Origin of the sequence: Mongoliitalea daihaiensis, assembly GCF_021596945.1 — a bacterium.
In the GTDB taxonomy this organism is placed as follows: domain Bacteria; phylum Bacteroidota; class Bacteroidia; order Cytophagales; family Cyclobacteriaceae; genus Mongoliitalea; species Mongoliitalea daihaiensis.
On record NZ_CP063779.1, the window covers coordinates 3,344,965 to 3,368,832 of the forward strand.

At 38.4% G+C, this 23,868-nt stretch carries 28 protein-coding genes; 14 read left to right on the forward strand and 14 right to left on the reverse strand.

Annotated features, from left to right (window positions below; all coding sequences use genetic code 11):
- Nucleotide 1: 1 nt before the first annotated feature.
- Nucleotides 2–1,084: a GmrSD restriction endonuclease domain-containing protein gene (locus tag IPZ59_RS14155; protein ID WP_236136697.1), complete on the forward strand. Its 1,083-nt coding sequence runs from the start codon at nucleotides 2–4 to the stop codon at nucleotides 1,082–1,084.
- 140 nt (nucleotides 1,085–1,224) lie between these two features.
- Here the strand turns inward: IPZ59_RS14155 and IPZ59_RS14160 are convergent, their stop codons facing one another.
- Nucleotides 1,225–1,719, reverse strand: a complete 495-nt coding sequence (locus IPZ59_RS14160) for a helix-turn-helix domain-containing protein (protein WP_236136698.1) — start codon at nucleotides 1,717–1,719, stop codon at nucleotides 1,225–1,227.
- Nucleotides 1,720–2,053: 334 nt separating this feature from the next.
- Here IPZ59_RS14160 and IPZ59_RS14165 point away from each other — a divergent pair, with 334 nt between their 5' ends.
- The 13 genes from IPZ59_RS14165 to IPZ59_RS14225 all read left to right on the forward strand — a co-directional run bounded on the left by IPZ59_RS14165 (nucleotide 2,054) and on the right by IPZ59_RS14225 (nucleotide 11,920).
- The gene (locus tag IPZ59_RS14165; RefSeq protein WP_236136699.1) at nucleotides 2,054–2,248 is read left to right on the forward strand and encodes a hypothetical protein; all 195 of its coding nucleotides are present in this window, start codon (nucleotides 2,054–2,056) and stop codon (nucleotides 2,246–2,248) included.
- A 1-nt stretch (nucleotide 2,249) separates the two neighbouring features.
- A complete protein-coding gene (locus IPZ59_RS14170; RefSeq protein WP_236136700.1) occupies nucleotides 2,250–3,260 on the forward strand; it encodes a toprim domain-containing protein in 1,011 nt (336 codons plus the stop codon).
- Between the two features lie 43 nt (nucleotides 3,261–3,303).
- Nucleotides 3,304–3,585 (forward strand): hypothetical protein, encoded by a 282-nt coding sequence (locus IPZ59_RS14175; RefSeq protein WP_236136701.1) that lies wholly within the window; start codon nucleotides 3,304–3,306, stop codon nucleotides 3,583–3,585.
- Entirely contained in the window at nucleotides 3,578–4,954 is a 1,377-nt protein-coding gene (locus IPZ59_RS14180) for a DnaB helicase C-terminal domain-containing protein (RefSeq protein ID WP_236136702.1), read from the forward strand. Before IPZ59_RS14175 ends, IPZ59_RS14180 begins: the two co-directional genes overlap by 8 nt.
- Before the next feature lie 14 nt (nucleotides 4,955–4,968).
- A complete protein-coding gene (locus IPZ59_RS14185) occupies nucleotides 4,969–5,787 on the forward strand; it encodes a hypothetical protein (RefSeq protein WP_236136703.1) in 819 nt (272 codons plus the stop codon).
- A complete protein-coding gene (locus IPZ59_RS14190) occupies nucleotides 5,787–6,125 on the forward strand; it encodes a hypothetical protein (protein WP_236136704.1) in 339 nt (112 codons plus the stop codon). Before IPZ59_RS14185 ends, IPZ59_RS14190 begins: the two co-directional genes overlap by 1 nt.
- Complete coding sequence (locus IPZ59_RS14195; protein ID WP_236136705.1) at nucleotides 6,125–6,544, forward strand: hypothetical protein; 420 nt, start codon at nucleotides 6,125–6,127, stop codon at nucleotides 6,542–6,544. The genes IPZ59_RS14190 and IPZ59_RS14195 overlap by 1 nt, the downstream gene beginning before the upstream one ends.
- Nucleotides 6,537–8,156: a class I SAM-dependent methyltransferase gene (locus IPZ59_RS14200; RefSeq protein ID WP_236136706.1), complete on the forward strand. Its 1,620-nt coding sequence runs from the start codon at nucleotides 6,537–6,539 to the stop codon at nucleotides 8,154–8,156. Before IPZ59_RS14195 ends, IPZ59_RS14200 begins: the two co-directional genes overlap by 8 nt.
- Nucleotides 8,157–8,187: 31 nt before the next feature.
- Nucleotides 8,188–8,520: a hypothetical protein gene (locus IPZ59_RS14205; protein WP_236136707.1), complete on the forward strand. Its 333-nt coding sequence runs from the start codon at nucleotides 8,188–8,190 to the stop codon at nucleotides 8,518–8,520.
- Entirely contained in the window at nucleotides 8,438–8,896 is a 459-nt protein-coding gene (locus tag IPZ59_RS14210) for a hypothetical protein (RefSeq protein ID WP_236136708.1), read from the forward strand. Before IPZ59_RS14205 ends, IPZ59_RS14210 begins: the two co-directional genes overlap by 83 nt.
- 175 nt (nucleotides 8,897–9,071) lie before the next feature.
- Nucleotides 9,072–9,500: a hypothetical protein gene (locus IPZ59_RS14215; protein ID WP_236136709.1), complete on the forward strand. Its 429-nt coding sequence runs from the start codon at nucleotides 9,072–9,074 to the stop codon at nucleotides 9,498–9,500.
- Nucleotides 9,501–10,310: 810 nt separating this feature from the next.
- Nucleotides 10,311–10,736, forward strand: a complete 426-nt coding sequence (locus tag IPZ59_RS14220) for a hypothetical protein (RefSeq protein WP_236136710.1) — start codon at nucleotides 10,311–10,313, stop codon at nucleotides 10,734–10,736.
- 368 nt (nucleotides 10,737–11,104) lie between these two features.
- Nucleotides 11,105–11,920 carry a hypothetical protein gene (locus IPZ59_RS14225; RefSeq protein ID WP_236136711.1) on the forward strand — a complete coding sequence of 272 codons (816 nt, stop codon included), beginning with the start codon at nucleotides 11,105–11,107 and terminating at the stop codon, nucleotides 11,918–11,920.
- A 4-nt stretch (nucleotides 11,921–11,924) separates the two neighbouring features.
- Here the strand turns inward: IPZ59_RS14225 and IPZ59_RS14230 are convergent, their stop codons facing one another.
- From IPZ59_RS14230 to IPZ59_RS14290, 13 genes are all read right to left on the reverse strand, one after another.
- Nucleotides 11,925–12,272, reverse strand: a complete 348-nt coding sequence (locus IPZ59_RS14230) for a hypothetical protein (protein ID WP_236136712.1) — start codon at nucleotides 12,270–12,272, stop codon at nucleotides 11,925–11,927.
- 122 nt (nucleotides 12,273–12,394) lie between these two features.
- Nucleotides 12,395–12,598, reverse strand: coding sequence for a hypothetical protein (locus IPZ59_RS14235; RefSeq protein ID WP_236136713.1), 204 nt, complete (start codon nucleotides 12,596–12,598; stop codon nucleotides 12,395–12,397).
- Nucleotides 12,595–12,876, reverse strand: coding sequence for a hypothetical protein (locus IPZ59_RS14240; RefSeq protein WP_236136714.1), 282 nt, complete (start codon nucleotides 12,874–12,876; stop codon nucleotides 12,595–12,597). Before IPZ59_RS14240 ends, IPZ59_RS14235 begins: the two co-directional genes overlap by 4 nt.
- A gap of 45 nt (nucleotides 12,877–12,921) precedes the next feature.
- A complete protein-coding gene (locus IPZ59_RS14245; RefSeq protein WP_236136715.1) occupies nucleotides 12,922–14,001 on the reverse strand; it encodes a beta propeller repeat protein in 1,080 nt (359 codons plus the stop codon).
- Nucleotides 14,002–14,003: 2 nt separating this feature from the next.
- On the reverse strand, nucleotides 14,004–17,171 hold the full coding sequence (locus IPZ59_RS14250) for a phage upper tail fiber protein (RefSeq protein ID WP_236136716.1): 3,168 nt from the start codon (nucleotides 17,169–17,171) through the stop codon (nucleotides 14,004–14,006).
- Nucleotide 17,172: 1 nt separating this feature from the next.
- Complete coding sequence (locus tag IPZ59_RS14255) at nucleotides 17,173–18,327, reverse strand: hypothetical protein (RefSeq protein WP_236136717.1); 1,155 nt, start codon at nucleotides 18,325–18,327, stop codon at nucleotides 17,173–17,175.
- A 7-nt stretch (nucleotides 18,328–18,334) separates the two neighbouring features.
- Complete coding sequence (locus IPZ59_RS14260) at nucleotides 18,335–18,934, reverse strand: hypothetical protein (protein WP_236136718.1); 600 nt, start codon at nucleotides 18,932–18,934, stop codon at nucleotides 18,335–18,337.
- Nucleotides 18,934–19,998 carry a hypothetical protein gene (locus IPZ59_RS14265; protein ID WP_236136719.1) on the reverse strand — a complete coding sequence of 355 codons (1,065 nt, stop codon included), beginning with the start codon at nucleotides 19,996–19,998 and terminating at the stop codon, nucleotides 18,934–18,936. The genes IPZ59_RS14260 and IPZ59_RS14265 overlap by 1 nt, the downstream gene beginning before the upstream one ends.
- Before the next feature lies 1 nt (nucleotide 19,999).
- The gene (locus IPZ59_RS14270; protein WP_236136720.1) at nucleotides 20,000–20,620 is read right to left on the reverse strand and encodes a hypothetical protein; all 621 of its coding nucleotides are present in this window, start codon (nucleotides 20,618–20,620) and stop codon (nucleotides 20,000–20,002) included.
- 3 nt (nucleotides 20,621–20,623) lie between these two features.
- Entirely contained in the window at nucleotides 20,624–21,529 is a 906-nt protein-coding gene (locus IPZ59_RS14275) for a hypothetical protein (protein ID WP_236136721.1), read from the reverse strand.
- A 4-nt stretch (nucleotides 21,530–21,533) separates the two neighbouring features.
- Nucleotides 21,534–22,283 carry a hypothetical protein gene (locus IPZ59_RS14280; RefSeq protein WP_236136722.1) on the reverse strand — a complete coding sequence of 250 codons (750 nt, stop codon included), beginning with the start codon at nucleotides 22,281–22,283 and terminating at the stop codon, nucleotides 21,534–21,536.
- Nucleotides 22,273–22,725: a hypothetical protein gene (locus IPZ59_RS14285; RefSeq protein WP_236136723.1), complete on the reverse strand. Its 453-nt coding sequence runs from the start codon at nucleotides 22,723–22,725 to the stop codon at nucleotides 22,273–22,275. Before IPZ59_RS14285 ends, IPZ59_RS14280 begins: the two co-directional genes overlap by 11 nt.
- Before the next feature lie 17 nt (nucleotides 22,726–22,742).
- Nucleotides 22,743–23,867 (reverse strand): hypothetical protein, encoded by a 1,125-nt coding sequence (locus tag IPZ59_RS14290; RefSeq protein WP_236136724.1) that lies wholly within the window; start codon nucleotides 23,865–23,867, stop codon nucleotides 22,743–22,745.
- Between the last annotated feature and the right edge of the window lies 1 nt (nucleotide 23,868).

Genomic DNA, 23,868 nt, shown 5'->3' on the forward strand with positions numbered 1-23,868 from the left:
AATGAAAATAGAACTAAAAGAAATAACAGTCCGTGACCTTGCAAACGGTTTTCAAGATAACGAAGAAAACGGAGTTGTTGGTTACGGTGGCAAATTGGACATTCGCCCATCCTATCAACGTGAATTTATCTACAAAGACAAACAGCGAGAAGCTGTAATTGACACGTTAACAAAAGATTTTCCTTTGAATGTTATGTATTGGGCAGTTCGTGAAGATGGAAATTTTGAAGTGATTGACGGACAGCAACGGACAATTTCAATTAGTCAATTCGTTGAAGGAGATTTTGCTTACAAAAACAGATATTTCCACAATCTGCAAAAAGACGAGCAAGAACAGATTTTGAACTACAAAATAATGGTTTATCTGTGTAGCGGAACAGACAGCGAAAAATTGGAGTGGTTTAAAACAATAAACATTGCAGGAGAAAAACTAACAGACCAAGAATTAAGAAATGCAGTTTATTCAGGTTCGTGGGTTTCAGACGCAAAAAGATATTTTAGTAAAAATGGTTGCGCTGCATACGGTTTAGGTGGTGGCTATATGAACGGAACACCAATCAGGCAAGACTATTTGGAAACAACAATAAAGTGGATAAGCAAAGACAACATTGAGCATTATATGGCAAAACAGCAACACGAGCCAAACGCCAATGATTTATGGTTGTATTTTCAAAGTGTCATTAGTTGGGTAAAAGTTGTTTTCCCAAAATATCGCAAAGAAATGAAAGGTATTCAATGGGGGTCTCTATACAACGAGTTCAAAGACAAGAAATTTGATCACAAAAGACTTGATGAAGAAATCACAGAATTAATGCAAGACGAAGACGTGACCAACAAAAAAGGGATTTATGAATACGTTTTGACACGCAAAGAGAGATTTTTAAATATTCGTGCATTTACAGACAATCAAAAGCGAGAAGCATTTGAAAGACAGAAAGGTATTTGTCCAGTATGCACAGAAGAATACAAGATTGAAGAAATGGAAGCTGACCATATCACACCTTGGCATTTAGGCGGTCGAACAAGTGCGGATAATTGCCAAATGTTATGTAAGGACGACAACAGAAGAAAAAGCGGAATATGACGACTGAATATCACGTAACGAGAAGGACGCCAGCCTATAATCGAGTAGACGGCCGTGAGCCATAAGCTCACGGTGCGCCAATGTTTTTAACTTAAGAGTCTCTTTAAATTATATTTTCAGAAACTCTTAAATTTTATTTTCTATTTTACCTCAAATGGGTTCTCTCTTGAGGAGGTAATAAGGCTTTTCAAAAACTCCTTGTCTTTCTGGAGCTCATCAATCCTTTCTTTCTGCAGCTGCATAATCTTTTTGATGTCCTCAAAGAGAATCATCATTGATTGCTGAGGAATTTTCCCTTCCATGAAAAGCTCCCTTGATCTGGATAATTGATTGATGAAATTTTCCGCACTAAGAACAATGGAGGAATCCGTATCTTTTGTCTTAAGTGAAGGAATGTCCTTCGGGTCAAAAGACATCTGCCCATATCCATTGGAGAACCAAGTAGGATTAAGGTCTGGGAATGCATCGAAAAGTCTTTTACGGATAGTTGCTGAAACACCTACCACACTCTTTTCAATTTTGTTTAGATTTGGTTGGGAACATTGAAGCTTTTCGGCCATCTCAACTTGAGATAATCCTTTTTGCTTTCTGAATTCGGAGAGCCTTTCTCCTTCTGTTTTTTTAATTGCTACCATATTTTCTGGCTTTATTTTTAGGGTGAAGATTTTCCTTTTAATTATAATCACAGCTTATAAAATGAAGCTGTACCTTAAGCGTTGTGTCATTAAGACAACCAGTTGACCAAAAGAACCTGCTGTATAAAACTTTATTTAAAGGCACTACAATAAACTAAGTAAAATATAGTGTTCAAATACAGCTGTTTGCAAATAAATATTTGATTCGGTTATAAAGAAATAAACAAATATTATAAATTGCAAATAAATATAAAAGAAAATTATAATGAGTCCTCAACTACCATTAAGGGTTTTTATCACTGATAACATTTTCAGGGAGTTCCCAACCTCTCCAATGAGCGTTTATTTTACTTCTGAGGCCGTAATGAAAAGGCAGTATCCTTATTTGAGGATTAATTATCTTTATAACCTCACAGATTATTGGGAAAACCCAAGAGGTGAAATTATGGTGAAGCTTTTAGAGCTTGATCACTATATTAGGTTTGCTCCGGGTGGAGTAGTCCTTAGTAACTTTATTGTACAAAACTGACATGAAAAATAGATTTATCGAAAAAGAGGATTTAGACAGAATGCTCAACAATGGCTTGTCTGTTTATGAACACTTTCTCGGTGAAGTGCAGCTGGGAAAGAAAATCATATCACCTATTAGACCCGAACAGGATCCAAGCTTTTCCATTTATGTCCATAGAAAAAGAGGACAGTACTGGTGGAAAGACAACGGGGTTGACAAGTTTGGAGATTACTTCGATTTTATTTCAGAAGTAACTGGGTGTACCTTCAAAGAAGCAGTAGACTATTGCAAGACAAACATCTTGAACATTGGTCAAAAGAAACCTGACTTTTCAAGGCTTAATGATCTTGCCCTGCAAATAGCGATGCAGACCGAAGTAAAAAAGGTGGTACAGCAGAAAGCTATGATCATTCCTGAGTTTAGAAAATGGAACCAAGAGGATGAAGATTACTTTCAGAGTACCATTGGAATGTCTTGTCAGGATATGCAAAATGCTTGGTACCTTCCAGTGTCAAGTGTGAGAGTGATTTCTAAAGGTAAAGATTACATAATTAGAGAAAGGAAAGATTCTCCTATCTATGTGATTCGGTTCCCTTCCGGTAACTTCAAGGTATATCGTCCAAAAGAACCATCCCAAAGAAAATGGATTTCCAATGTTGAAAAGGAACTTGATTTCTACATGCTCGAAGAATGTAAAGGAGGGGAAGTGGTATTCATACAATCGGGAAACCGTGATTGTGCTGCCATTAGAAAGCATACGGGAATTGACAGCTTTGCGCTTAACTCAGAAAGTGCAGAACTACCATCAGCTGTTTTCCTCGCACTAAAGGCCCGATACAAAAAGGTCTATGTGCTATATGATAATGACAAAGCAGGCACTAAAGGTGCTGACAAGTTATATTTTATGTTCGGGATACCAGCACTAAACTACGCTTACAAAGAGTTTGGAGTCAACGACTTCTGTGAACTTCTCGAAAACAAAAAGGATAAGCTCGATGAATTTATTCTTTTTTTGTATGCTGAAATATAAATATAAGTTATAAAATTGCATTAAAGTTATAATTTGAAACGAAATGACCGGAGAACAATTGTATGAAAAACTCAATGCCCTGTTTGCATCCAATGTGAGCGACAGGCTTGACGAGAGGAGTGAAGCTATCAGGGTTTTGGATAAGGCTATTTATGGCGGTCTTACTGCAGAGCATGCCATTGATAAAATGAACCAGATGAATAACACCTTTGATGGAGCAAAAGGCAAGTTAAGCCATGCAATCATCGGGAAATTTTGGGAAAGAAAATTTCGAAAGCAAGCAGAATACAGGCCTTTAAACATAAATAAGTGGATCTGTGACTGAGGTATTAGAAAAATGGAATCCTGCTGAAAGGATCAAAAACCCAATTAAGGAAGCAGAACTTGTTCATGCCCTTATGAATGATGAAGATGAACAAATGGACTGGCTTAACCGCATAGATCCAAACATCTTTTTCAATGACAGCAACAGACAGATTTACGGCATAATGGTAGATATGTTCCTGGGTAAACGCAAGATTAACTACAAGAACGTAGTTTCTGAAATCATGCGTACCTGTGACAGCTACCAGTTGAATACATTGATCGCCCATTTGGGAATCATCAATTCAAGCCATCCAACAGACTCGCTTGAAAACATCATCAAAGATGTAAGCGATGCATATAGGTCAAGAGTCATTTATCATGACGTCCTGATTACTGCAAATAATGACTTCCACAGAAACCGACCGATTGGTGAGATCATCGAAAAGATTTCAAAATCAGTTATCGGTATTGATGATTCTGGGAAGTCTCGAAACAGCAACATTACGGTTATAGATGCTTACGAAGACATCATCAATCCTGACCCAGAAGATGAAGGCTTGACCACAGGCCTTCATGACTGGGACATGGTTTTTGGTGGTATCAAACGTGATTCCTATATAACAGTAGGTGCTGAATCTGGTACAGGTAAGACTACTTACCTTGTGGATTTGATGTACAGGCTTTGTACCAGACACAAAGAAAAGATAGCTATCTGTTTCTTTTCCATGGAAATGTCAGAGAAAAGGATTTACAAGAAACTGCTTTCAAGGCATGCCAAGGTAAACACTCTGAAATTCGATGCAGCCGGAAGGGATAAAATTACACCTCAGGAATCCGAAAGATTGAAGTCTGCTGCCAAAGATATCAAGGACTGGCCGATTGAAATCGTGTACGAAACAATGGACATCCATAAGATCAAGATGAAAGCTCGCAAGTTCGTGATGCAAAATCCAGGCAAACGGCACATCTTCCTTGTGGATCATATTGGTAAGATCGAATCGTCAGGCTCGGATATGAGGGTAAACACTATCAAAAATTCCCAAGGGTTGAAATCACTTTGTCTTGACCACAAGTCAACAGTCATTGTGCTTTCACAGCTTGTCAAGGAATTGTCTGGTGACAAATACAAAGTTACCTATCATCGCCCGAACGAATCCCACATCATGGAATCAGGCGCAATCAAAGCAGACTCCGATATTCTTGTACTGTTATGGAGACCTGGTAACAGGTTTAAATCTATACCATTCAAAGGTATTGAAGAATGGAATTGCGCCAATAAGATGATCATTATCGTGGAGAAAAACAGAGACGGGCTTGAAAAGGAAGACATCATATTCGATTGTCAAATGAAGTACAATGAACTTGAAAACGAAGCGAGAGCTGTATAGCTATGCCAATCAGAATGAATCAGTCTCTTATCAAAGAGCTGACCTCTTATGGAATGTGCCCACGTAAGGTTAAAGCCTACTACGTGGACAATGAATGCGAAAGTGACCCCTCAATTTATATGTTCAGGGGTATTTATTTTGAGTATAAGATATTAGGCAATCTCCCCAAATCAGGGGAGGTTCCTATTTATCCTTTGCTTAAAAGAGGACGATACGAAATCCACAAACAACGAATCGACGAACAGATTGAAAACTTCCCTAAAATTCTCGAGAAGGAAGGCATACAGATTATTGATGGACAACAGGAAATAGAATACAAGTACGACGACTTGCTTACCCTGTTTATCACCATTGATAGTCTTGCCCTTTACAAAGGAAGGTTATGCGTAATGGACATTAAACTTACGCTTGACCTGAATTCAACTTTCGGGAAAATCTCTTGGGGAAACTACGATCAGATGGACAAACTGCAAGCGTACATGTATGCTTATGTTGTCTCAAAGGTTCTTGGTGATGATGTTGGATTTTTGTATGCGGTATTTGACTACAAAAAATCAGAAAGGGAATACAGGATCTTTTATGAAGGACTTGACGACTTCAAGAAAAGGATCATGTTTGAACGGATCAATAAAGCTGAAGCAATATACCAGAACATCAGGCAACGTGGATGGAAGCCAAAACCATCTGAAGAAACCTGCAAGAACTGTAAAGTAAAAAATTGTGATGCAAGATTCCGTTATGAACAAGCTCCTGTTTTGGATGAAAAAGCACTCATGAAAGAACGTAAACCTGTAGCTCTGATTGAAGACCTTCTTGAATTTATGATGGACTAATGATACGAGAAATTATCAGGGAAGTACACAAAAAACTTCCCTTTGCTTTTGGCATAGGCCCTGACAGAGTATCGGTGTTTATTCTTACTGAACCTATTCCAACAGAAAATGAGTCTGACATGATGGACTTTATTGAAACGCTTGGGTTTAAGGAAGCAAGGATTATCGATTACACACAAAGGCCACAGCTAAAAATGAATGTTGTTTCCTATGAATACCAGTTGGTGTTTGACAGGATCAAGCTTAAAAAAGATGATGAAGAGTTCATCAACTCATGGTCCGAGGACAGCTCGGTTTTCAAAAGAGAAACGCTTAAAAAATTTAAAGTAATCAATTGATGATAAGAATATCCAAAAACCTTGTCAAAGGTGAAGTAGTCACTTTTGACTTGCTAAGAAAACTCCACCACGAAGGTGGGCATTCAGTATATATGGAGATACAAAGAATGGTCAAGCCTGTAGCCTTTGTGGCTTCCCAGCAGTTCAGATATGTGGAAAGTATGATTTCCAGAAGGACACTGTTCACCACCCACCGAGTGACCGAACATATATGGCCAAGTTACTATGCTCTTGTACAGTTTGCTGCTGCAAATTATGATATGTTTGAAAAACTTGATAACGAAACCACAGGCTTTGTTCTTCTTAACAATCAGGGAAACAAGGTACTTGTTAAAATGGGAGACCTGAGAACTACCGTAGAACAGACTATTGAGATGTTAAATAATCCAATTACAAAACCAAAGCCAAAGCATGTTTGATCCAGAGTTCTACCCCACACCCAAGGAGGTTGTAATGAAAATGATTGAGCCTTACATCGCTAAGATAGATGTCAGTGGATGGCTCAGTCCACAAGCCTATTATCGAAGCGGCCTTGCAGGTAAAACAATACTTGAACCTTCTGCCGGTTCGGGAAATATTCTCGATGTTATCTCAGATCTTGAATTGAGAGACGTAGAAATGTATGCTTGTGAACGTGATCCTATGCTTGTAGAGACATTGAAAGGAAAGAATTATGCGGTCATATCAAATGATTTTCTCCAATACGATGGGGATATGTATTTTGATCTGATTATCATGAATCCTCCTTTCAGCAACGGAGACAAACATTTACTGCATGCCTGGAATATTCTACATTCGGGAGATATCGTTTGCCTACTCAATGAAGAGACTGTAAAAAACCCTTATACTTCTACAAGAAAACTGCTTTGCAATCTGATTGAAGAACACGGATCAGTAGAGTATCTGGGTAACTGCTTTACTGATGCGGAAAGAAAAACCGATGTCAATGTAGCTATGGTTAGGCTACATAAAGAAGCGAAAGAAAATATGTTTGATTTCAACTTCGAAAAAGTTGCCGATAAACGGGAATTTGAATTTGATGACAGCACGTTTTCTAACACAGTAGCTACCTCTGACCTGATCGGGAACATGATGGTGCAGTTTGAAAAGCTCAAAGATGCCTACGTGAAATATCTTTCTGTTATGGAAGAGCTTGAATTCTACTCGAACCACATTACTACCGACTATCTCAGGATCAGAGAAGTTGTCAAAACAGCTGATGAACAGACTGGAAAACGTAGAAAATACAACAGGTTTGTTAAGACTGTGCGCAAAAACATGTGGTCAAAGGTTATCAATCAGGCCGATTTTAAGAAGTACATGACCAGTGAAGTACTTCAAAACTTTGACAAGTTTATTGCTGATCAAGGGAACATGGAATTCAATAAGGCAAATGTTTTCAATCTCATTGAGTTCCTGTTTAACAATAGGATTACTATTCTTGAAAATGCAGTGGTTGGAGTATTTGAGCAGTTCACTAAATATCACAAAGAAAATAGAGTACACGTTGAAGGATGGAAATCTAATGACAAGTATAAAGTTTCAAGGAAAGTGGTATTGCCCGATTATGTCAGGTATGGAGAGTATATGAGTGCTCATGACCTCAAAAAGTACGGAGATAAGTTCGGGATAGCTTACAGCAAAACCTCTGCATATCGAGATATAGATACAGTCATGTGCTACCTGACAGGTAAGGATGTCAATAAATGCTATACTATTGAAAGAGCCTTGGAAGATAAGTTTAATGAACTTGGAAAAGTATATTCAGGAACTTTCGACAATACAGCTGAGTCTGATTTCTTTGAAATCAAATTCTTCAAAAAGGGTACGGTACACTTGTACTTTAAGAACGAGAAGCTGTGGGATGAATTCAATATGCGAGCATGTATAGGGAAGAAATGGCTTCCTGAATACGAGGAAAAAGAGTACAGAAAAAAGAAAGCAGCAGAAAACCAACAAGCCTATGAACAGCCGAAGAAAGAAACTCTGGCACTCGAAATGCCCGAGGATATTTTTGAGTTGTTTGTATGAGTAAAAATCATATTTAAAACATAGAGTTATAATGAAGTACACGAATAGGGTATTTATTGATTTAGACAAGTATTCTGAAAGGGTTGAAGCACTCGAAGTTATGGAGAGGAATTTCAGGTCTATGAAAGAATTCGAAGGAAGGGAAGGCACACGCCTTTTCTTCCTATTGGATTCCGAGTATGAGAGATTGAATTTCATTCTAAGCATTTCTGGGGTTCTCAAAAAGCAGGGATACATGATTGAAATAGTAGACGAGGTAGACAATAGACAATTAAAAATCAATGAAAAAAAGTCAAGAAAAACAGCCAGATACTTTAATCCAAAAGCTAAAGTGGCTAAGGAAAAACGCAAGGGTTACGCTTGACAATATGCCCCCCGGGCCGGGGAAGTATGTTGTGATCACTGTTTATTATAACCAAGACAAGAGAGGATATGTAGTACAGAAAAGAAGGATGATAAAGCCTGGTCTTTTCCACTACTATTACGACTATGATAAAAAACCTGAGCATTGGACAGGCGGCAGAATGTTCAGTCAGGACACCATTGATGAAGCGATTAAATATGCAAAACAAAGAATTAGTGCTTCAAAAAAAGAGCCTGAACCTGAGTTGCTGAAATCGCAACGTTGGGTCGTGGTTGACAAAAGGAGCTGCAGATATGACAAAACCTTTTACTTGTTGGAAGAGGCTTTGGATTTCTATGACAAGTATCATTCAATTAATCAAATAGAATCATGTTGACACTAAATACTGAAACAACTCTAAAACTTCTTAGCCAGAGTATAGAAATAAACGGCTATTCAATCGGCTATAACAGCTACTTCGGTGAGTGGCATGTAAACCATGATGAAATCGGACTGGTCTTTTTCGGGGAATTCCATGATGCGGTAGACCATGCTGAAAGGGGGTAAACATTATGAACGTTAATGAAGTCAGGCATTGGGTGATCGTAACGGTCAAGACCAAAAAAGGAGGGGAGCTTGTAGAAAGCCTTCAATGGCAAGAACTCAGATGGCATACAAGATGCAGCTTTGACTGGTATTTCAAGTACAGGGCTGCATTGTTGCAAATCAAATATCCCAGATATGAAGTGGATATGCGGTGGGGTAATAATAGCAAACCCAAGTCAGAATTTGAAAAGCTTCAAGATAAAATAACAGGTAAAAAGGCAACGATAACCAAGTATAAAAACCTGCTGAAAAAAGCAGAGGATTCTTGGACTGATCTCTTTCCTATTACAACAAATCCAGATTACAATAAGGCTGTTGAAAAAATCAAGAGGCTTGAGTTTGAACTTGGGTTTCTTATTCAATCAAGAAATGAGTATCAAAAAGCAGATCTTTAAATTAAAATAATTTAAAGATCATTAAATCAGATAGTTAAGAGTGTTTTTTCAAAAAAAAAATACACATTTCTGTCATTAAAAGTTTGCTTTATTTTTAAAAAAACTTTGAGGTTTATTTAAAATAAGTTTGATAAAAATTTACATCTTAAGATTTTTATGATGTAATTTACAAAAAAATAGGCGGTGTTCGAGCACCGCCTCTTCGTATCTCCGTTTGCAATTCTCTATGAAAAGTCAAGAGATACGGATCGAAATTACCTTATCTTAATTTTCGGAAATTATATGGAGTTATATCTTGCCCGATAGGATCTCCATATTTTTTCCGAAATTTCTAAGATAGAGATAATAAGCTCTGAAATTGCCAGAGCTACCATTAACTTCTCCATACACAAATATGCCAAGCAATTTTTTAATATAAAAACTAACTTAATGCATTTTCACTAAATTCTGAACTTTGTTCAATTTAACATATATCTCTATTAATCAAGTCATTAAATCTATCTATTTAATGTTCTTAATCAGTTAAAAACGAAGTTTTTCAACGGATTAAAGATTTTTTATAATATTTGGAAAAAAATTAAAAATTTAAAAAATGAAAAATATTTTGCGATTATTGAATCTTGTTCAATTTTATTTAATTCGGTTTACTTTGTATTAATTTTTATTACATGAAGAGAGATTTTTAAATAAAGAAAATTGTGTATTATGGATTGATTATACTGTTCAAAATAAATTTTTTCATTATGTTTGAATGGTGGGCCTTGGTTTGGTCTTAATTATATATAAAACTAATACTATTTTATAATTTATATGAAAAAAATATCATTTAGTCTATTTCTATTTTTAATAGTTATTTATCAGATTAAAGCGCAAAGTAATCCATTTAAAATAGATTTGATTAATGGAAAAAAGGATTATACGAAAATTTCATTCAGACTTGATACAGAAGGATTAAGTAAATTTTTAGGACAAGATTTGGATAAGAAAATTTTTAATATAGCTCAATATGCTAATATTCAGTTAATGCTCTCTATGCAAAATCAGCTCAGTTATATTCCAATACAGACAGGAGATAATGTGATCATGTATTTTGAGGATAACAAAGTTGCTGTTAAGCTTTCTTGCTCAGCTAAAAATGGAATTGGTAATGTTATTGAAAAAACATATACTGTTATATTAAATTCAAATGATTATAGCAGTATGGATAATATTGAACTGTATAGAATTTATGATTAATTTATTTCTTACAAATTTGTAATATCTTAAATGGTTGAATAGGGAGCTTATAGCTCCTTTTTTGCAATTAACATTTCACCTTCCCATTAATTTAATTGAATTGGATTTGCGCTAATTCTTTAAAAATATTATCATTTCCAATGATAATAGTAATGTCAGAAATCATAAGAACTAAAATTTGTATCAAAGATTTTTGAAAAAGCTGACATATGTAGGATCTATTTAAATGTATGGCCAGTAGCAGTATTTTCCCCTGCTGGAAACAATTATACAATTTTTATTCGATTTTGGTATATTTCTTTAACTGAATTTTATTTAATGCTGGTTTTTTTTTATTATAGTATTTTAAAAATATTATTTTAAGTCTTATGGAATTAGAAAATAATTTAGCGTCTTCTTATAAAGTTTTTTTCCAGAAGATTTATGAAAATCAATATACATTGTTAATGGAAGATGTTATGTTCTTACTTAGTGAACTTAACGAAAATTCAACCTTTAGTTTTAAGGTTGATGCTCAAGATTTAGATAGTCTTCTCCCTCATCAAATTCTTTTTAAAAATGAAAGTCAAAAAGTTATAAATAATTTTCAAGACTCAATTAAAAATCAGAATTTCCACATTATTGACAAAAAAGAAATATTAAAATTAAAATTAGCCTCAATAAATTTAATATTTAAATACTTGTACCCGGCAAATAATAGTCAGCTTGCTGAAGCAGAATTTCAATTCCTAAATTATTTTAATGAATCTGAATTAATAGAATCATTAGTTGAATTTTCTGAAAGCTTTATTTTAAGCAAAGAAAAAAACTTTGTTGATTATTTATCCCTCCTAAACGATGTTTTAATAAGTTTTAAATTTGTAAGTAGAAGATATTTTTCCAAAGCGGAAAAATTTAAAAGTGTAAATAAAAAATTTTTTAGTGATATAGAAAATGAACTAAGTTCGTTCATTAAGGCAATTGATGTTAATGTTATAAATAATCGAGCAATAACCTTATTATCAAAAAGATTAGGTAGCTTAAATGAAAATTACTATCATGATTTAGAAAAATTTGAGGATGAGATTGAAGAAAATTATTTTGAGTATGATAGTCCTGCTGATGATCATGATATAGACGATAACTTTCTTTGGGGTGGGATGAGTGGTGAAGAGGCATGGGACGCCTACTGGAACACTCAATAATGTACTAATCAATGTTCAATCTCCTAAAAAGTATTTCAGCCTCAGCTTTCATTTGTTCCTCAAAGTCAGATAGATCATGACCGTAGAGTTGAAGGATTCTACCGAGGAAAACAATCAGTTCAAGACGTGCATCGACCACACCTAAAAAATCCAAAAATGATTCTTCCGAATGCCTGTTCTCATAATAGATTGCAGCATTCAACTTGCCGTAAAAGATGGTAATCGAAAAGCCGTCTTCATCCAGTAGACAATAGCTATCATCAAAATGCTGTGCGATAAAAAACATTGCACCATCACTGTCTTTCTCTTCAATAGACAGATACAAATCCCGGAGTTCTTTGGTTGTCAACATGTCAAAATTAGTCTGGTGGAAAGTGATTTGAAATTAAAAAATCCCAGAACCAAAAAAAAGAGGAGACCCACAAGCCCCCTCAATTTAAACGTTTAATTTCCTATTGCTTGAAATCAAACAATTTAAACAGCTACGACCTGCCCTTTTTGAAGCTCGGTCAATAAGCCGTTTACTTCTGCCCACGGCTTAGTAGAAAGATAGCTGCCGAGCTGGTCAATGAATTCGTGCTTATAAGCTACAAGGTGGATCTGCTCTTTAACCTCAGGTTGTACCGTTTCCTGCGGCGCGATTTCTTCGATGGACTTTTTTAATTGTGTCTTGCTCATTGTTCAGTTGGGAATAGTGATTCAAATACGTTTTCATGGAGGGAATTAATTTCAACCTCATTAATATTGGCATACCTCTCGATAATATCAATAGGTTGTCTTCCGTCGGTTCTTGCCTGTTCTGTTGCCCATACCCTTAAACGGACAAGTGTATTGAACTGACCATCTTCGGTAAAGAAGTTCTGGTTTCTTCGTGATGATATCTCTTCGATTTCAACACAGGCTTCGGGAAATGTAAATCCGAAGTTATTGGATTTGTAAGAAATAATAGCTGTCATGTATTTTATTATTATAAAGTATAAATATAAATAATATTCATAAAATCAATCAAAATTTCTTGCGACAATTGTTCCTGATCCTGCAATAAGGATACCTCTTCTAAACCCTATTATATCTGTTACATCTTGGTTGAGCCTAATGTTATCTGGATTAAAAACAGCAATACTATACCACTGCCCTTCGATTTCATAAAATAGGCTTTCAAATACAGGGTTACTTGGTCTCGCTCCCACATACCACACGCCATCAATAAACTTAATTACATTGTATGACAAAATGTTTGGGGCATTTACATTTCCAAAAACAGTCCAATCAATAGCGTTAGTACTTCTTACGATTGTACCATCTGAACTTAACGCTCTTATTTCACCATCACCAAAATCAACAGATACAAAATTTGTATCAGATGGTAGTTGTACAAGAGGAAGTATTGTTGCAAAAAAAGTCACGTTTACATCTGAATAAATGATTGTTCTATTTAGTCCAACGGCAACAAATCTTCCAGTGCTACCAAAATCAGCAAACACAACATCATTTAAATGCTGCCCTGATGATACATCACCTATTCTTGTCCAGGTGCCAGCTAATGAGCCTGGTATTGGATTTCTGACAATCCTTCTATCATTACCGACAACCAAAACAATTCCTCCATTTCTGTTCATGGCTATGCCGTTTAGGTGTACCGAAGTATTTGAATTATGGCTGGTCCAACTTGTTCCGTTTGAAGATGAAAGAATAGTTCCGTTTCCACCTACGGCTATCCATAATAAAGTTAATCCAAAACCAAAACCAGAAATAACGCCTGTAAACATTACATCCCTAAAGCTTGGGTTAGTTCTTACTTGGGTAATAAACGTAGAGTTAACAGAAGATCTCCAAAGACTACCAAGTGAAGGAGAGTTTGAAGCAAGGCCCGACACAATAACCCCATCTATATCATTTAGTTGAGGAACGTCAGCAATTGCTATTTTATGCGTACCTCCAAAAGTTTGACTGTTCACAAAAAATCTAAATACAATAGGCCATATTAAGGTAGCTCCTCGGTAGATTCTCGCTACTTTGGTATTTCCCCTTAGTATTTTACCCATTTGTAATATCTGATCATTTGGAAAGAAAATAGGCATAGTTAGTCTGTTATGAAGTAAATAGTATTTGGATCGGGAGATAGTGCGTTATATTGAGCTTGAGTTCCTGCCCATATTCCGCTTATTGTTCGTGCAGAAAGATCTCTTCTTAGATACCTTGCATCATGATCACCAGATGTTCTATGGTTGTTCATTCCTGCAGCGTTCAGGGCAAGGGTAGTGGAAGAGGAAGTTCTTGAATTGGTTAACCCGTCCAATGGAAGTCTTGCCCATGCCATAACTCCTGCGTTAATATCAGCAGCATTATGAGTATGCGCTGAAGGATTAAATGTTGATGGAATTCCTGATAACCTTGCCCAGGGAACTTCACCGATTGTTAACGTTCCACCAGTCCATTCCATTTGCCAACCACCGGTATTCCTCCAGACACCCCATCTTTGTGAATCAGAAGCAAACATTAATACTGGATGACCTGTCGCTTGAGGAAAAGTTATGCCTTTCCAAACTGAACCACTATCACTGATAGATACTGAACCGTGTGTACTCCCGTTCCCGTTTCCATTGGTGGTTATTTGGCGAGAGTTGTTAAGAAACAATTCTGCGTTCATTGTAAGAGAGCCAGTCATCGTGTCTCCTGAACGCTGAACATATCTGGTATCATTCTGGGCATCACTTCTAAGGTTACCTGTGTGCCAAAAATCAACCCAAGGACTCCAATTATTTGCTCCTATCCAAGACCTTCCTCTGAAAGTGTTACCAATACCTGATCCAAATTGAACCGCTCTTTGAGAATCAAATCTGAAATGAAAGTACCCAATAGTAGCACCAGAAGAATTAGACCCACTTGTTGACCTATAAAAACCAGAAAATCTGGATATTTCGTCAAACTGTGCGTCGTTTAAAGTGATGTTGTTATCACCCAAACCAAAATCTCTAAAGTTGCCCCATCCAAAGGCCTGATTCCATTGAGTAGAGTTTCCATCAGATGCAGTAGTTATTGTTCCAAATTGATCAATCTGTACCTCAGAACTTGAATTTACATCTCCAAGAGGTCTAAATAAAATTCTTCTTGATGAACCAGAAGCTCCATTATGACTTATTATCAGGGCAGTATTAGCAGCTCTAAGACCACCCCATATTGTTGCCGTTGGTGCGTTAATTCTCGTTGTTCCGTTTGAAGTGATGTCACCGTTTACTTGCAACCTACCACCACCCACCAATTGTGTGGTAGTTCCTATAAGAATGTCTCCTCCAAAAGTGATACGCATTCTTTCTGTTGGTAGGCTTCCGTTTGCGGAAGTGAAAAAAGCTAAACTCTGACCATTCCCAGAGAGATTTCCTTCACCTATTGAAGAAATTACAGAAGCTCTTTCTGTTTGACCCCTTGAACTAAGTATAATATTAACAGAAGCACCTGCATCAAAACTTACCTGCCTTACAAATAATGCATTTGAATTTCCTGAAACTGTTTGTGAAACAATATCTACAAGCCCACTCCCATTAGGACTCAACAATATATTCCCATTCCCCCCACCAGTTGCAAGGGTTAGGTTTCCAGTTGAAGTCTGGATAGTCTGAGTTCCTGTTGATTGGAAAATACCGTTGGATAGAATTGACCATCTTGTATTATTACCATTAGTCTGAAATGAAATTCCAACATTACTTGAATCTCTTATTATATTATTTGTATCTCCAAATAAATCTATTATAGAGTTTGCTGTTGAACTTGAAATTCTAACCCTTTGACCAGAACCAACCAAAAGAGACACGTTACCCGTGGTGTCAAGAGTTAACCCACTATTCCCACCCTGAGTACCTGCACCTGTCCAAAATGGTATTTGACCATTTGAACCTGTACCTTGGATTGGGTTAGCTAAATTATTAGTTTCCCAAACCGTCCTAACGGGACCCCAAGTGTTATTGGCACTTGATACCCTAAACTGTAAAGTTCCAATATTATTTAACCACAATTGGCTTGATCTTCCTGTTCCGTATGAAAAATTCATACCAACACCTGCACTCGCAAAAGGTGTATTAACAGCACTATTAGCAGAAACAAAACGGTTACCTTGGTTGAATGACTCTGCTTGTGTAAGTGAAGACCATGTTGCTGTACTATTAGAACTCAATCCAAAATCCCTAAAATCACCCCATCCAAATGCTGAGTTCCAGTTGTTGATATCTGTTTGGGAAAAATGCGTATCACTCCAAAGTCTTCTCCAAGACTGAAAATTAGTACCTGATGTATTACCGCTTGAACGAACAAAAACTTCTCCTTGCTGAGACCCTGTATTGGGTATGGATATTTGCGCTCTCCCCCAAGGATTATGCATGTGGATTCCCAATGATTGCGAAGCAATAGGGGCATCACTTGGTGCGTCAGCAGTTGAATGGGAATAAAACTGCGTGTGTGTAAGCGAAGAAAGTAATATGCCTGGAACATTTTGTGTGTTAATCCCAAGCCCAAAATCCCTGAAATCGCCTCTGTTAAATGCTGTATTCCAGTTTGAAATGTTGCCTGTTGTGATGGCCTTCACATGTGCCGGAACAGTCGGATCAGTCTCCGTAAAACTTGTCAAAAAGTTTGGTGTCCAGTTTGCCCATGCAGAACCGTTCCACCGCAACAGCTGCCCTGTGGCCACTGATGCAATGGAAACATCTGAATGGGAATTTAGATTGTGTGCTGCAGGTGCAAATGTTGCAGGAACACCTGTAAGGTTTCCCCAAGAGACTTGATTCCATGTGCCATCTCCCCTTAAAAATACAGAGTTATTGGCTGTTCCTGTACCGAGCCTTGCAGTAGCCAAAACTCCTGAAACAATCTCAGAGGCAGCATGCGTATGGGATGGAAGAGAGGTCAAGAATCCCTGTCTGGATGCCCAAGAATTAAGCCTACGACCTGTTATCAGCCTAATGGTAGACGAAGTAAGTGAATCAGATTCGGCCTCTGTAATCTCAGAATAAGTGGTATTTGGCGGAACTACCCATGTACCGTCTTCTCTTAAATACCTTGTAGTAGTAGATCCTCCCGGAGCAGGTGCAAGTCCCGAAACAGTCCTGTTGAAAATTTGCCTGTCCGTCACTTCATCCCATGAAACAAGCGTAGCCCTGACAACCTCGCCATTGGCTCGTAACTTTAAAAAGGTCTCCCCGTTGTTGGGAGAGACCGTATCAAGATTTTCAAGAAAAAGACTGTTCAGTACTCTCATCTTAATCTACTCTATAAATAAGGATTTTAAATTGGTTGTTGGTAGGTGCTACCCTAAAATCAATTGTCACCTGATTGGCTGTGTTTTTTCTCACGGGAACCAATACCTGTCTTTCATCGGTAGAGTTCTCAACCACTTGCGCTATGATGTTCCGTGTGTTTAGGTTGTGTGTAACAGCTAAAGAAGTAGCAGTCCCGTTTCCAAATTGAGCGACAAAACCTCTTGAATTTAAAGCTGTGTTCACAAATACAGACAATGTAGAAGGCGTTACTGCTCTATCGGTAGCCGTTCCTGCCAACACTTCTGCTTGTGTTGCAAGCCTCAATAAACCTGTCCTTGTTTCAGTGGAAGTTCTTGCAAGCAAGTCAGCTATTCTTACAACTCTCGATGTATTGGCACCATTGACAGCCGTTAAGTCTCCCGATGTAGATACCCTTACAAGACCGAGTGCCGTACTTGTTGCTTCTCCCACGTTGGATTGAAGCACAAACCAGTTTGTAGCTGTTTGACCAGGCGCATCAACACGAGTAAATAGCGCATCGCCCACTTCTACTGGTTCACCTCCAAGCGTAAAAGCTGCGGTAATTTTCCACCAGTCACCTCTTACGACTGCGCCTCCTGTTCCTGATCCTGTAGCTGGATAACCAGGGCCTGCCCAATCTCCCATAAACTGACCCATGGCAGCAATCTTTTGGGCAATCTCCAAATCGACATATTCCTTGTTTACCGCATCTGAATTGTTGATGGGAGAGCCAAGGTTTGTGATCCTGAAATTGGCCATACTTATGTTAGCGTTTGGCGAAGCAAAGTTGTTTAACCTTACGTTAGCCGTATCGATTTCACGCGTACCAATACCGTTCTGCCTTACAGCTACGTTACCGGCTGCATTTATTTCCAGTGTCTGACCATCCACACGAACAGAAAGAAACTGTACTCCTGATACGGGCGTAATTTGAATAGCTCCGTTTTCAAGAGCTTGTACCTCCCCGAGATTTACCCAGTGGTTTTCTCTTCTGAGGTAAAGACCCTGTGCCCCTGCCTGTGTGAGATAAACGATCATCCCATTCCGAGGACTGGCGGGAAGTGTAGCAACGTTGTGAATGACCACATTCTGTGCTTCGTTGCTGTCAAAATCTAAGTGATTTCCTAAAAGCATTTTGTTGTTAGTTAAGTGTTACGTATCCTGCGGTGGGTGAAGACCAGTTTATAATTATGAATTTATCGAATTGGATTTCTTGCCCGTAAATTTTTTGACCTCGAAGGTTAAAGCATTGCAGGGCAGGCTGTTTTTCTGTTTGCTCAAAGGGTACATTCCAAATCATTTTCGGTTGTGGAAAATTGATTTTTTTATGGTAATCCCCCTGAATACTGTCCCATTTTTCAATTTGCTCGGGTGTGATAGATGAACCTGCATTTGCATTCCTGAATTCTTCAAGGGCTTTGGCAAGTTCAGCTTTACTGACATAGTTTTGGTCGAGGTAATTTTTGAGCGCAAATCCGGAAATGATGGCTTGTCTTTCATTTGTAAATTCGTCTAAGATTTCAATGACACTTGGAACTGATCCAAATGGTTTCCAATGATCATTTGTCGTTCCTCCCGACAGGTAATAAAATACGTCCTCTGAGACTACATACGTCCAAAGGCCCTGAAACCTTTCAAGGTTTGAAATGGCATTCCTTTCCACTATAGTTTGGGAAACCATTTTAACCTCAATAGGCTCAGGGATGTGTATTCTGAAACTTACAGGTAGGCTTTTCGACATTAGAACCTGAATAAATACTCTACTGTGTTTGGATAAATTACCATAGCCCTTGCTGCATATACATAGCATTGCACGGGCTCTCCGTCAATCTCCAAAGTGTACTCGAATGGTTCGTTGTTGTTAAGTAGGAATGCTCCGCCTTGAAGGATATTGATTTCCCTGAACTCGCTTGTAGTTACAGAGAAAAGTTTACCCCATGATTTAGGGTAAATAAAGACAGGTCGTTTTGGCTGGTCAGGCTCGAATATAAATTTATAATCTTTTTTGCCAAGAAGCTTAATTCCTTGCGAAGAATTTACAGCTTCCTGTGCTTTTTGTTGGCTGATCATTTCCTGAAAAGCCTGCTGTAAGTTAGAAACATGGTTGAACAAAAAACAAGGCTCATTAAAAGATACCGTTACTTTGTTCGGGAATCCAGTTGAAAAAGGCTCTTCTCCGAAAAGTGGTTCAAGAACAACTTGAGCTGATCTGATTTCTCCTTCGCCTCTGAATTGAAACATCGGATAGACGACTACTTCCGATTCACCTGTATTCATGGTGAATTCACGTACCGTACCTTCGATTAAATCCCACTCTTCCAAAGGCATTCCGACAATATCTTTAATGATTGTTGTAAGCATTATTGGCCTTGGAGATAGCACTTCTTGCCCCGCTCTATTGACAAGCGCAATTCTTATTTCTGCAAAGTGGTTATTTCCTTGCTGAGAAAAGAGAGTCCTCAGTACAAACCTTCCTGAACTTCCGGAAGGGAAGTCTATTGGGCAAGTGTCTGTATCCGTTCCATTTGAATTTACTTCAGGATCGTTTTCATCTGGAATATCTGTTGAGACATTGAAGAAAGGATATTTAAGGGCAAGGTATGAGTAAAAAGAACCAAGCCGTTGCTGATAATCCGTTTCGGACATGGATTTGAATTCCTCATCTTCGAGTTCGGGAAACTCTGCAAAACCCCTTCTGATATCTTCAAAAACGGGGAATCCTCCGGTAAAGGATTCAACCCCGTCCAAGAATCTTCTGATGACAAAAACGGATCTTCTGTATCTACCGTTGTTGACAAGAAACATATTAACCTAAAATTACTGTGTTGATAAGCGCAACTGGATTAACCTGGAAAGGCGGTTGATCTGCCTCGGCAATGTAAATAAAGTCATTGTCGTTTCTTGAATCGTGCCTATCACTTCCTGCAGGTATTACACCGCTAACTTGAACTGTATTTAATACAGAGCCATTAATAATGCTTCTGATTTCTACATCAAAGAAGTAAGGCGTTGGCTGAGTAACAGGTTCAGAAACTCTAATTGACCAATCCATCCAAACATCGTTTTCACCTCCGGTTAATGGCTGCATGGAGGCTCCTGCTTCAACTACCGTAAGAACAGTAGGTGGAACATTGTTAACAGGGCATGCTACTGAATCCGATCCAAATGCCACTCCCTGAATGTTTACCTGCGCAAGGTCAAACTCCGGATTGTCGGTATTCACAAAATCCATAAACGCAGTCAGTCTTGTGTTATACTCGCCATTGGTCATAGTCGCAAACTGCTGTTGAGTAATAGCGGGGAACGAACCGAATTCGCTTAAAATGTTGTAGCTTTTTGGCCATCCGGGAGCTACTGCACCGTTGATTCTTTTGACCAGTGTCAGGACTGAGTTCCTGAAATTTCCGTTGTTTACAAATGTGCTCATAATTTAAATTCTATAACCTAATTGTCTCATTTTGGTAATTACTAAATCCATGTAGTATTGTGGTGTGCCACCGTTAAGAATATCGTAGGAATAACCAAACTCTGTGCGGTCTGATAAGCCGAAAGGAACCTCATAAGGAGGGATTCCATTTTGGACTGCTTCAATAAGTTCCTTGAACCTTAGGCCGTCTGACTGAATACGTGTGACTTGAAAGATGATACCACGATAAGAGTTTTGTGGAAGGGCCGAAAGCCTGTTTCTTAAATCGGTAATGTCATTATTGAAAGTGGTCGTGCGTGGTGTAATAGCAGTAAAAGAGGTATAGACAGGCGCAGCTTCATCCTGAAATATCATAATTAGGTTACGGCCATTAAATTCTTGTCCACGGTTGTTGAGCATCCAAAATGTCCTTTCGTTTGCTTCTGAAATTACTCGTACACGCTGGTCATATACTTCATTGTCATTTCCATAAAAAGGAAGCAAGGCATCCCTTAACAGTGTGTTTCGCATGGTTATCAAAGGCTGTAAGCTTGAATTCATCGAACCTGAACTGTCAAAGAATATAGTGATATTCGTATCGTTTGTGATCTCTATGGAATTTTCACTTACAATCGTACCAGGAACACACAAAGAGCTATCTGTTCCAAAGGCCTGATTAGTAAAATCGGTAGGAGCAAGGAAAGAATATTTGTTTGTCAGATATGTCCTAAAAGCATTTACTCGTTGTTGGAAAGCAAAATTTGTCAGCGAAATTAACTGATCATTACTGATCTGCTCAAAAGAACCGAACGGTTCCAATAAGGATTCAACAATAGGAAAACCATCTGCAGTTGATTCCTGCCCGTTGACAAACCTTTTGATTGTCACGGTGGATGTTCTAAAATTTCCGTTTTTTACAAATCGTATCATATGATTAAATTGTTACACAAATAAGACCGCCCCAAAGTCCTTCTATTTCTTGCTGTTCCTGATTGCAGATCTGCCTATGCCAGATACCTCCAAAGTCGATACGGTCAACAAGACATGAGGCATCACCAAATTCTACTGTATGCGCTTGGTCTGTTTTTAAGCAGAAAAGTGAAGACCAATTTGCCGAAATGATCGTTTGGTCCTTCTTACACACTTGTTGCGACCATGCTCCCGAAACAGCTACTGAGTCCTGCGTACAAACAGGCACTGACCAAGTACCTATAAGATTGACATTGTTTTGTAAGCATAGAGGGCTTCCCCAAGATCCTGAATATTCGTGCTTATCAAGACCGCATACCTCATTCCCAAAATCAGCCTCATAGGTCATTTGATCTTTGAGACATACGTTTGACCCCCAATTACCTGCAAAATCAACTCTGTCAAGATTGCACAAAGGAGTATTCCAGATACCCGAAAATTCAACAAGGTCTTTTTGACAGATATTCCCAGACCATTTGCCGTTGAAATCAATTCTGTCAAGTCTGCAAATAGATTCTCCCCATATCCCTGAATACTCTACTTTATCTATAACACAAAGCCCATCGGTATGCTCTGCCTCAAAAGTCAGTGTATCTTTTTCACATAGTTTTCCTGCCCACCGATTCTGAAAGGATACAGAAGATGCAGAACAGGTTTTTCCTGCCCATCTTGTCTGTATGCTTTCGCCCGATGATTTGAGAAAACTAACCCACATATACCCTCGCTATTTCAAATGTTACCACCGATCCCTGAGTGCCCGAAATCTCAATAAGCTTCCGCTCCCCAGGTTTCCCCGAAATGAATTCATTGTGGATGATGGCATTTACCGATGTTGCTCCGAGTACAATAAAATCAAAAGGGAATACCACATAGAAAGGCTCTTTGGCTCTTTTCGGATTCAATACAAGATAACCTCTGTCAAACGGTCTCCACTCGGTCATGTCCGCACTTAAGATATAGCTTACGTCCCTGATAGTACAGGTCATGTAAGGCCAACGTCTTTCCATAGGAAATTCGTCACGCTGTTCAATAGTCCAGAAGTTTTGATGTCCACCCCTTACAAACCGCTGCTCGGTAACAGGGAAAGGAAGATTCCTTTGGGGGGCATAGGTTTCAGCTACTTCTGTGTATGATTTTTTTCCTGTATTGACTGCCATTTCTTTTCGATTAAATATTATTCAATTGAACCAGTACAGACCAACTCAGACCATGAACCTTCGATGGTGATGGTATCTTCTTGCTCAGGATCTTGCACCTCTCTAAGAACTTCTTCCTCCGGGAACTCTATGTCAAAATTTGTCTCAGGACACTGTACCGTATCAATACATATCCTTACACACCCAAGGCTTTCATGGTCTGTTCTGATAACCCCGTAATCAATGCCTCCCGGAACATCGTTATCTTCCATGGACTGCGTTCTGAAATTTTCATGAATGCCCTTGAAGGAGCCTTCTATTTTTCCGTTTTCTACCGTGACAAGCTTTCGTAATCCTGTATGCCTGTAAAAATACCAGAACACATGCCCTTCAGGAATGACGATATCCATACAGGTAAAGCATTCTAATTCCCTGTTAAGCGAGCGTATAAATGCATTTTTGTCTTCTGCATCATCAAAAGCATCTTTGGGAGCTGTCCCCCAATAGCATGGCCATACAGTCCTGAAATTAAGTTCATCCTGTGCTAATAAATGCGTACCCCTGAATGCTGTCCTGTCGTTGTAAAAACCGTTGATCCTACGTGTGACTGCTTCGGCAACTGCAAGATTTATGATGACTTCCTCTTCGGTTCCCACAAGGTTTTCGCTAAGCCTTGTTTCATTTTCTGGGTAACGAATCGTAATTACTGTTAATGGGAATTTGTTGGCTCTCCAATTGACATCAATTACAAAATCGCCGTGACCTACCTCATAGGTACCTTCATTAAGTCCGACCGGTGTAAGCCTTAGGGTAGGTGGCTGATAGTTTACTTGCTGTTGAAGATCTGTTATTCTACCATCAAGAGTCCCGTCACAACAAGGGTCTTTTGGTTTGATCTCAATATTTGGTTGAGTAACAATTGGCCTGAAAGGGAAATTTTTTCGCTCTCCAATATTACTCAAAAGCTCTTCTGTGTTCCTGAGTTCTCCCAAAGAAACAGGACCACCATGCCTGAGCCTAAATATGATCGCCTGAAGCCTTGTGAGCAAACAGAACTCATGGTCTGCATCAAATCCGTGAAGCTGTTTTTCACGGGCATCACGGGCAATTTCAACAATCTTTTGGGCAGCTACATTGATCAGAAGTTCTATTTTTTGCTCCATT

Coding starts and splice junctions, on each gene's coding strand:
- IPZ59_RS14155 (WP_236136697.1), top strand. CDS start 2: ATGAAAATAGAACTAAAAGAAATAACAGTCCGTGACCTTGCAAACGGT.
- IPZ59_RS14160 (WP_236136698.1), bottom strand. CDS start 1,719: ATGGTAGCAATTAAAAAAACAGAAGGAGAAAGGCTCTCCGAATTCAGA.
- IPZ59_RS14165 (WP_236136699.1), top strand. CDS start 2,054: ATGAGCGTTTATTTTACTTCTGAGGCCGTAATGAAAAGGCAGTATCCT.
- IPZ59_RS14170 (WP_236136700.1), top strand. CDS start 2,250: ATGAAAAATAGATTTATCGAAAAAGAGGATTTAGACAGAATGCTCAAC.
- IPZ59_RS14175 (WP_236136701.1), top strand. CDS start 3,304: ATGACCGGAGAACAATTGTATGAAAAACTCAATGCCCTGTTTGCATCC.
- IPZ59_RS14185 (WP_236136703.1), top strand. CDS start 4,969: ATGAATCAGTCTCTTATCAAAGAGCTGACCTCTTATGGAATGTGCCCA.
- IPZ59_RS14190 (WP_236136704.1), top strand. CDS start 5,787: ATGATACGAGAAATTATCAGGGAAGTACACAAAAAACTTCCCTTTGCT.
- IPZ59_RS14195 (WP_236136705.1), top strand. CDS start 6,125: ATGATAAGAATATCCAAAAACCTTGTCAAAGGTGAAGTAGTCACTTTT.
- IPZ59_RS14200 (WP_236136706.1), top strand. CDS start 6,537: ATGTTTGATCCAGAGTTCTACCCCACACCCAAGGAGGTTGTAATGAAA.
- IPZ59_RS14205 (WP_236136707.1), top strand. CDS start 8,188: ATGAAGTACACGAATAGGGTATTTATTGATTTAGACAAGTATTCTGAA.
- IPZ59_RS14210 (WP_236136708.1), top strand. CDS start 8,438: ATGAAAAAAAGTCAAGAAAAACAGCCAGATACTTTAATCCAAAAGCTA.
- IPZ59_RS14215 (WP_236136709.1), top strand. CDS start 9,072: ATGAACGTTAATGAAGTCAGGCATTGGGTGATCGTAACGGTCAAGACC.
- IPZ59_RS14220 (WP_236136710.1), top strand. CDS start 10,311: ATGAAAAAAATATCATTTAGTCTATTTCTATTTTTAATAGTTATTTAT.
- IPZ59_RS14225 (WP_236136711.1), top strand. CDS start 11,105: ATGGAATTAGAAAATAATTTAGCGTCTTCTTATAAAGTTTTTTTCCAG.
- IPZ59_RS14230 (WP_236136712.1), bottom strand. CDS start 12,272: ATGTTGACAACCAAAGAACTCCGGGATTTGTATCTGTCTATTGAAGAG.
- IPZ59_RS14235 (WP_236136713.1), bottom strand. CDS start 12,598: ATGAGCAAGACACAATTAAAAAAGTCCATCGAAGAAATCGCGCCGCAG.
- IPZ59_RS14240 (WP_236136714.1), bottom strand. CDS start 12,876: ATGACAGCTATTATTTCTTACAAATCCAATAACTTCGGATTTACATTT.
- IPZ59_RS14245 (WP_236136715.1), bottom strand. CDS start 14,001: ATGCCTATTTTCTTTCCAAATGATCAGATATTACAAATGGGTAAAATA.
- IPZ59_RS14250 (WP_236136716.1), bottom strand. CDS start 17,171: ATGAGAGTACTGAACAGTCTTTTTCTTGAAAATCTTGATACGGTCTCT.
- IPZ59_RS14255 (WP_236136717.1), bottom strand. CDS start 18,327: ATGCTTTTAGGAAATCACTTAGATTTTGACAGCAACGAAGCACAGAAT.
- IPZ59_RS14260 (WP_236136718.1), bottom strand. CDS start 18,934: ATGTCGAAAAGCCTACCTGTAAGTTTCAGAATACACATCCCTGAGCCT.
- IPZ59_RS14265 (WP_236136719.1), bottom strand. CDS start 19,998: ATGTTTCTTGTCAACAACGGTAGATACAGAAGATCCGTTTTTGTCATC.
- IPZ59_RS14270 (WP_236136720.1), bottom strand. CDS start 20,620: ATGAGCACATTTGTAAACAACGGAAATTTCAGGAACTCAGTCCTGACA.
- IPZ59_RS14275 (WP_236136721.1), bottom strand. CDS start 21,529: ATGATACGATTTGTAAAAAACGGAAATTTTAGAACATCCACCGTGACA.
- IPZ59_RS14280 (WP_236136722.1), bottom strand. CDS start 22,283: ATGTGGGTTAGTTTTCTCAAATCATCGGGCGAAAGCATACAGACAAGA.
- IPZ59_RS14285 (WP_236136723.1), bottom strand. CDS start 22,725: ATGGCAGTCAATACAGGAAAAAAATCATACACAGAAGTAGCTGAAACC.
- IPZ59_RS14290 (WP_236136724.1), bottom strand. CDS start 23,867: ATGGAGCAAAAAATAGAACTTCTGATCAATGTAGCTGCCCAAAAGATT.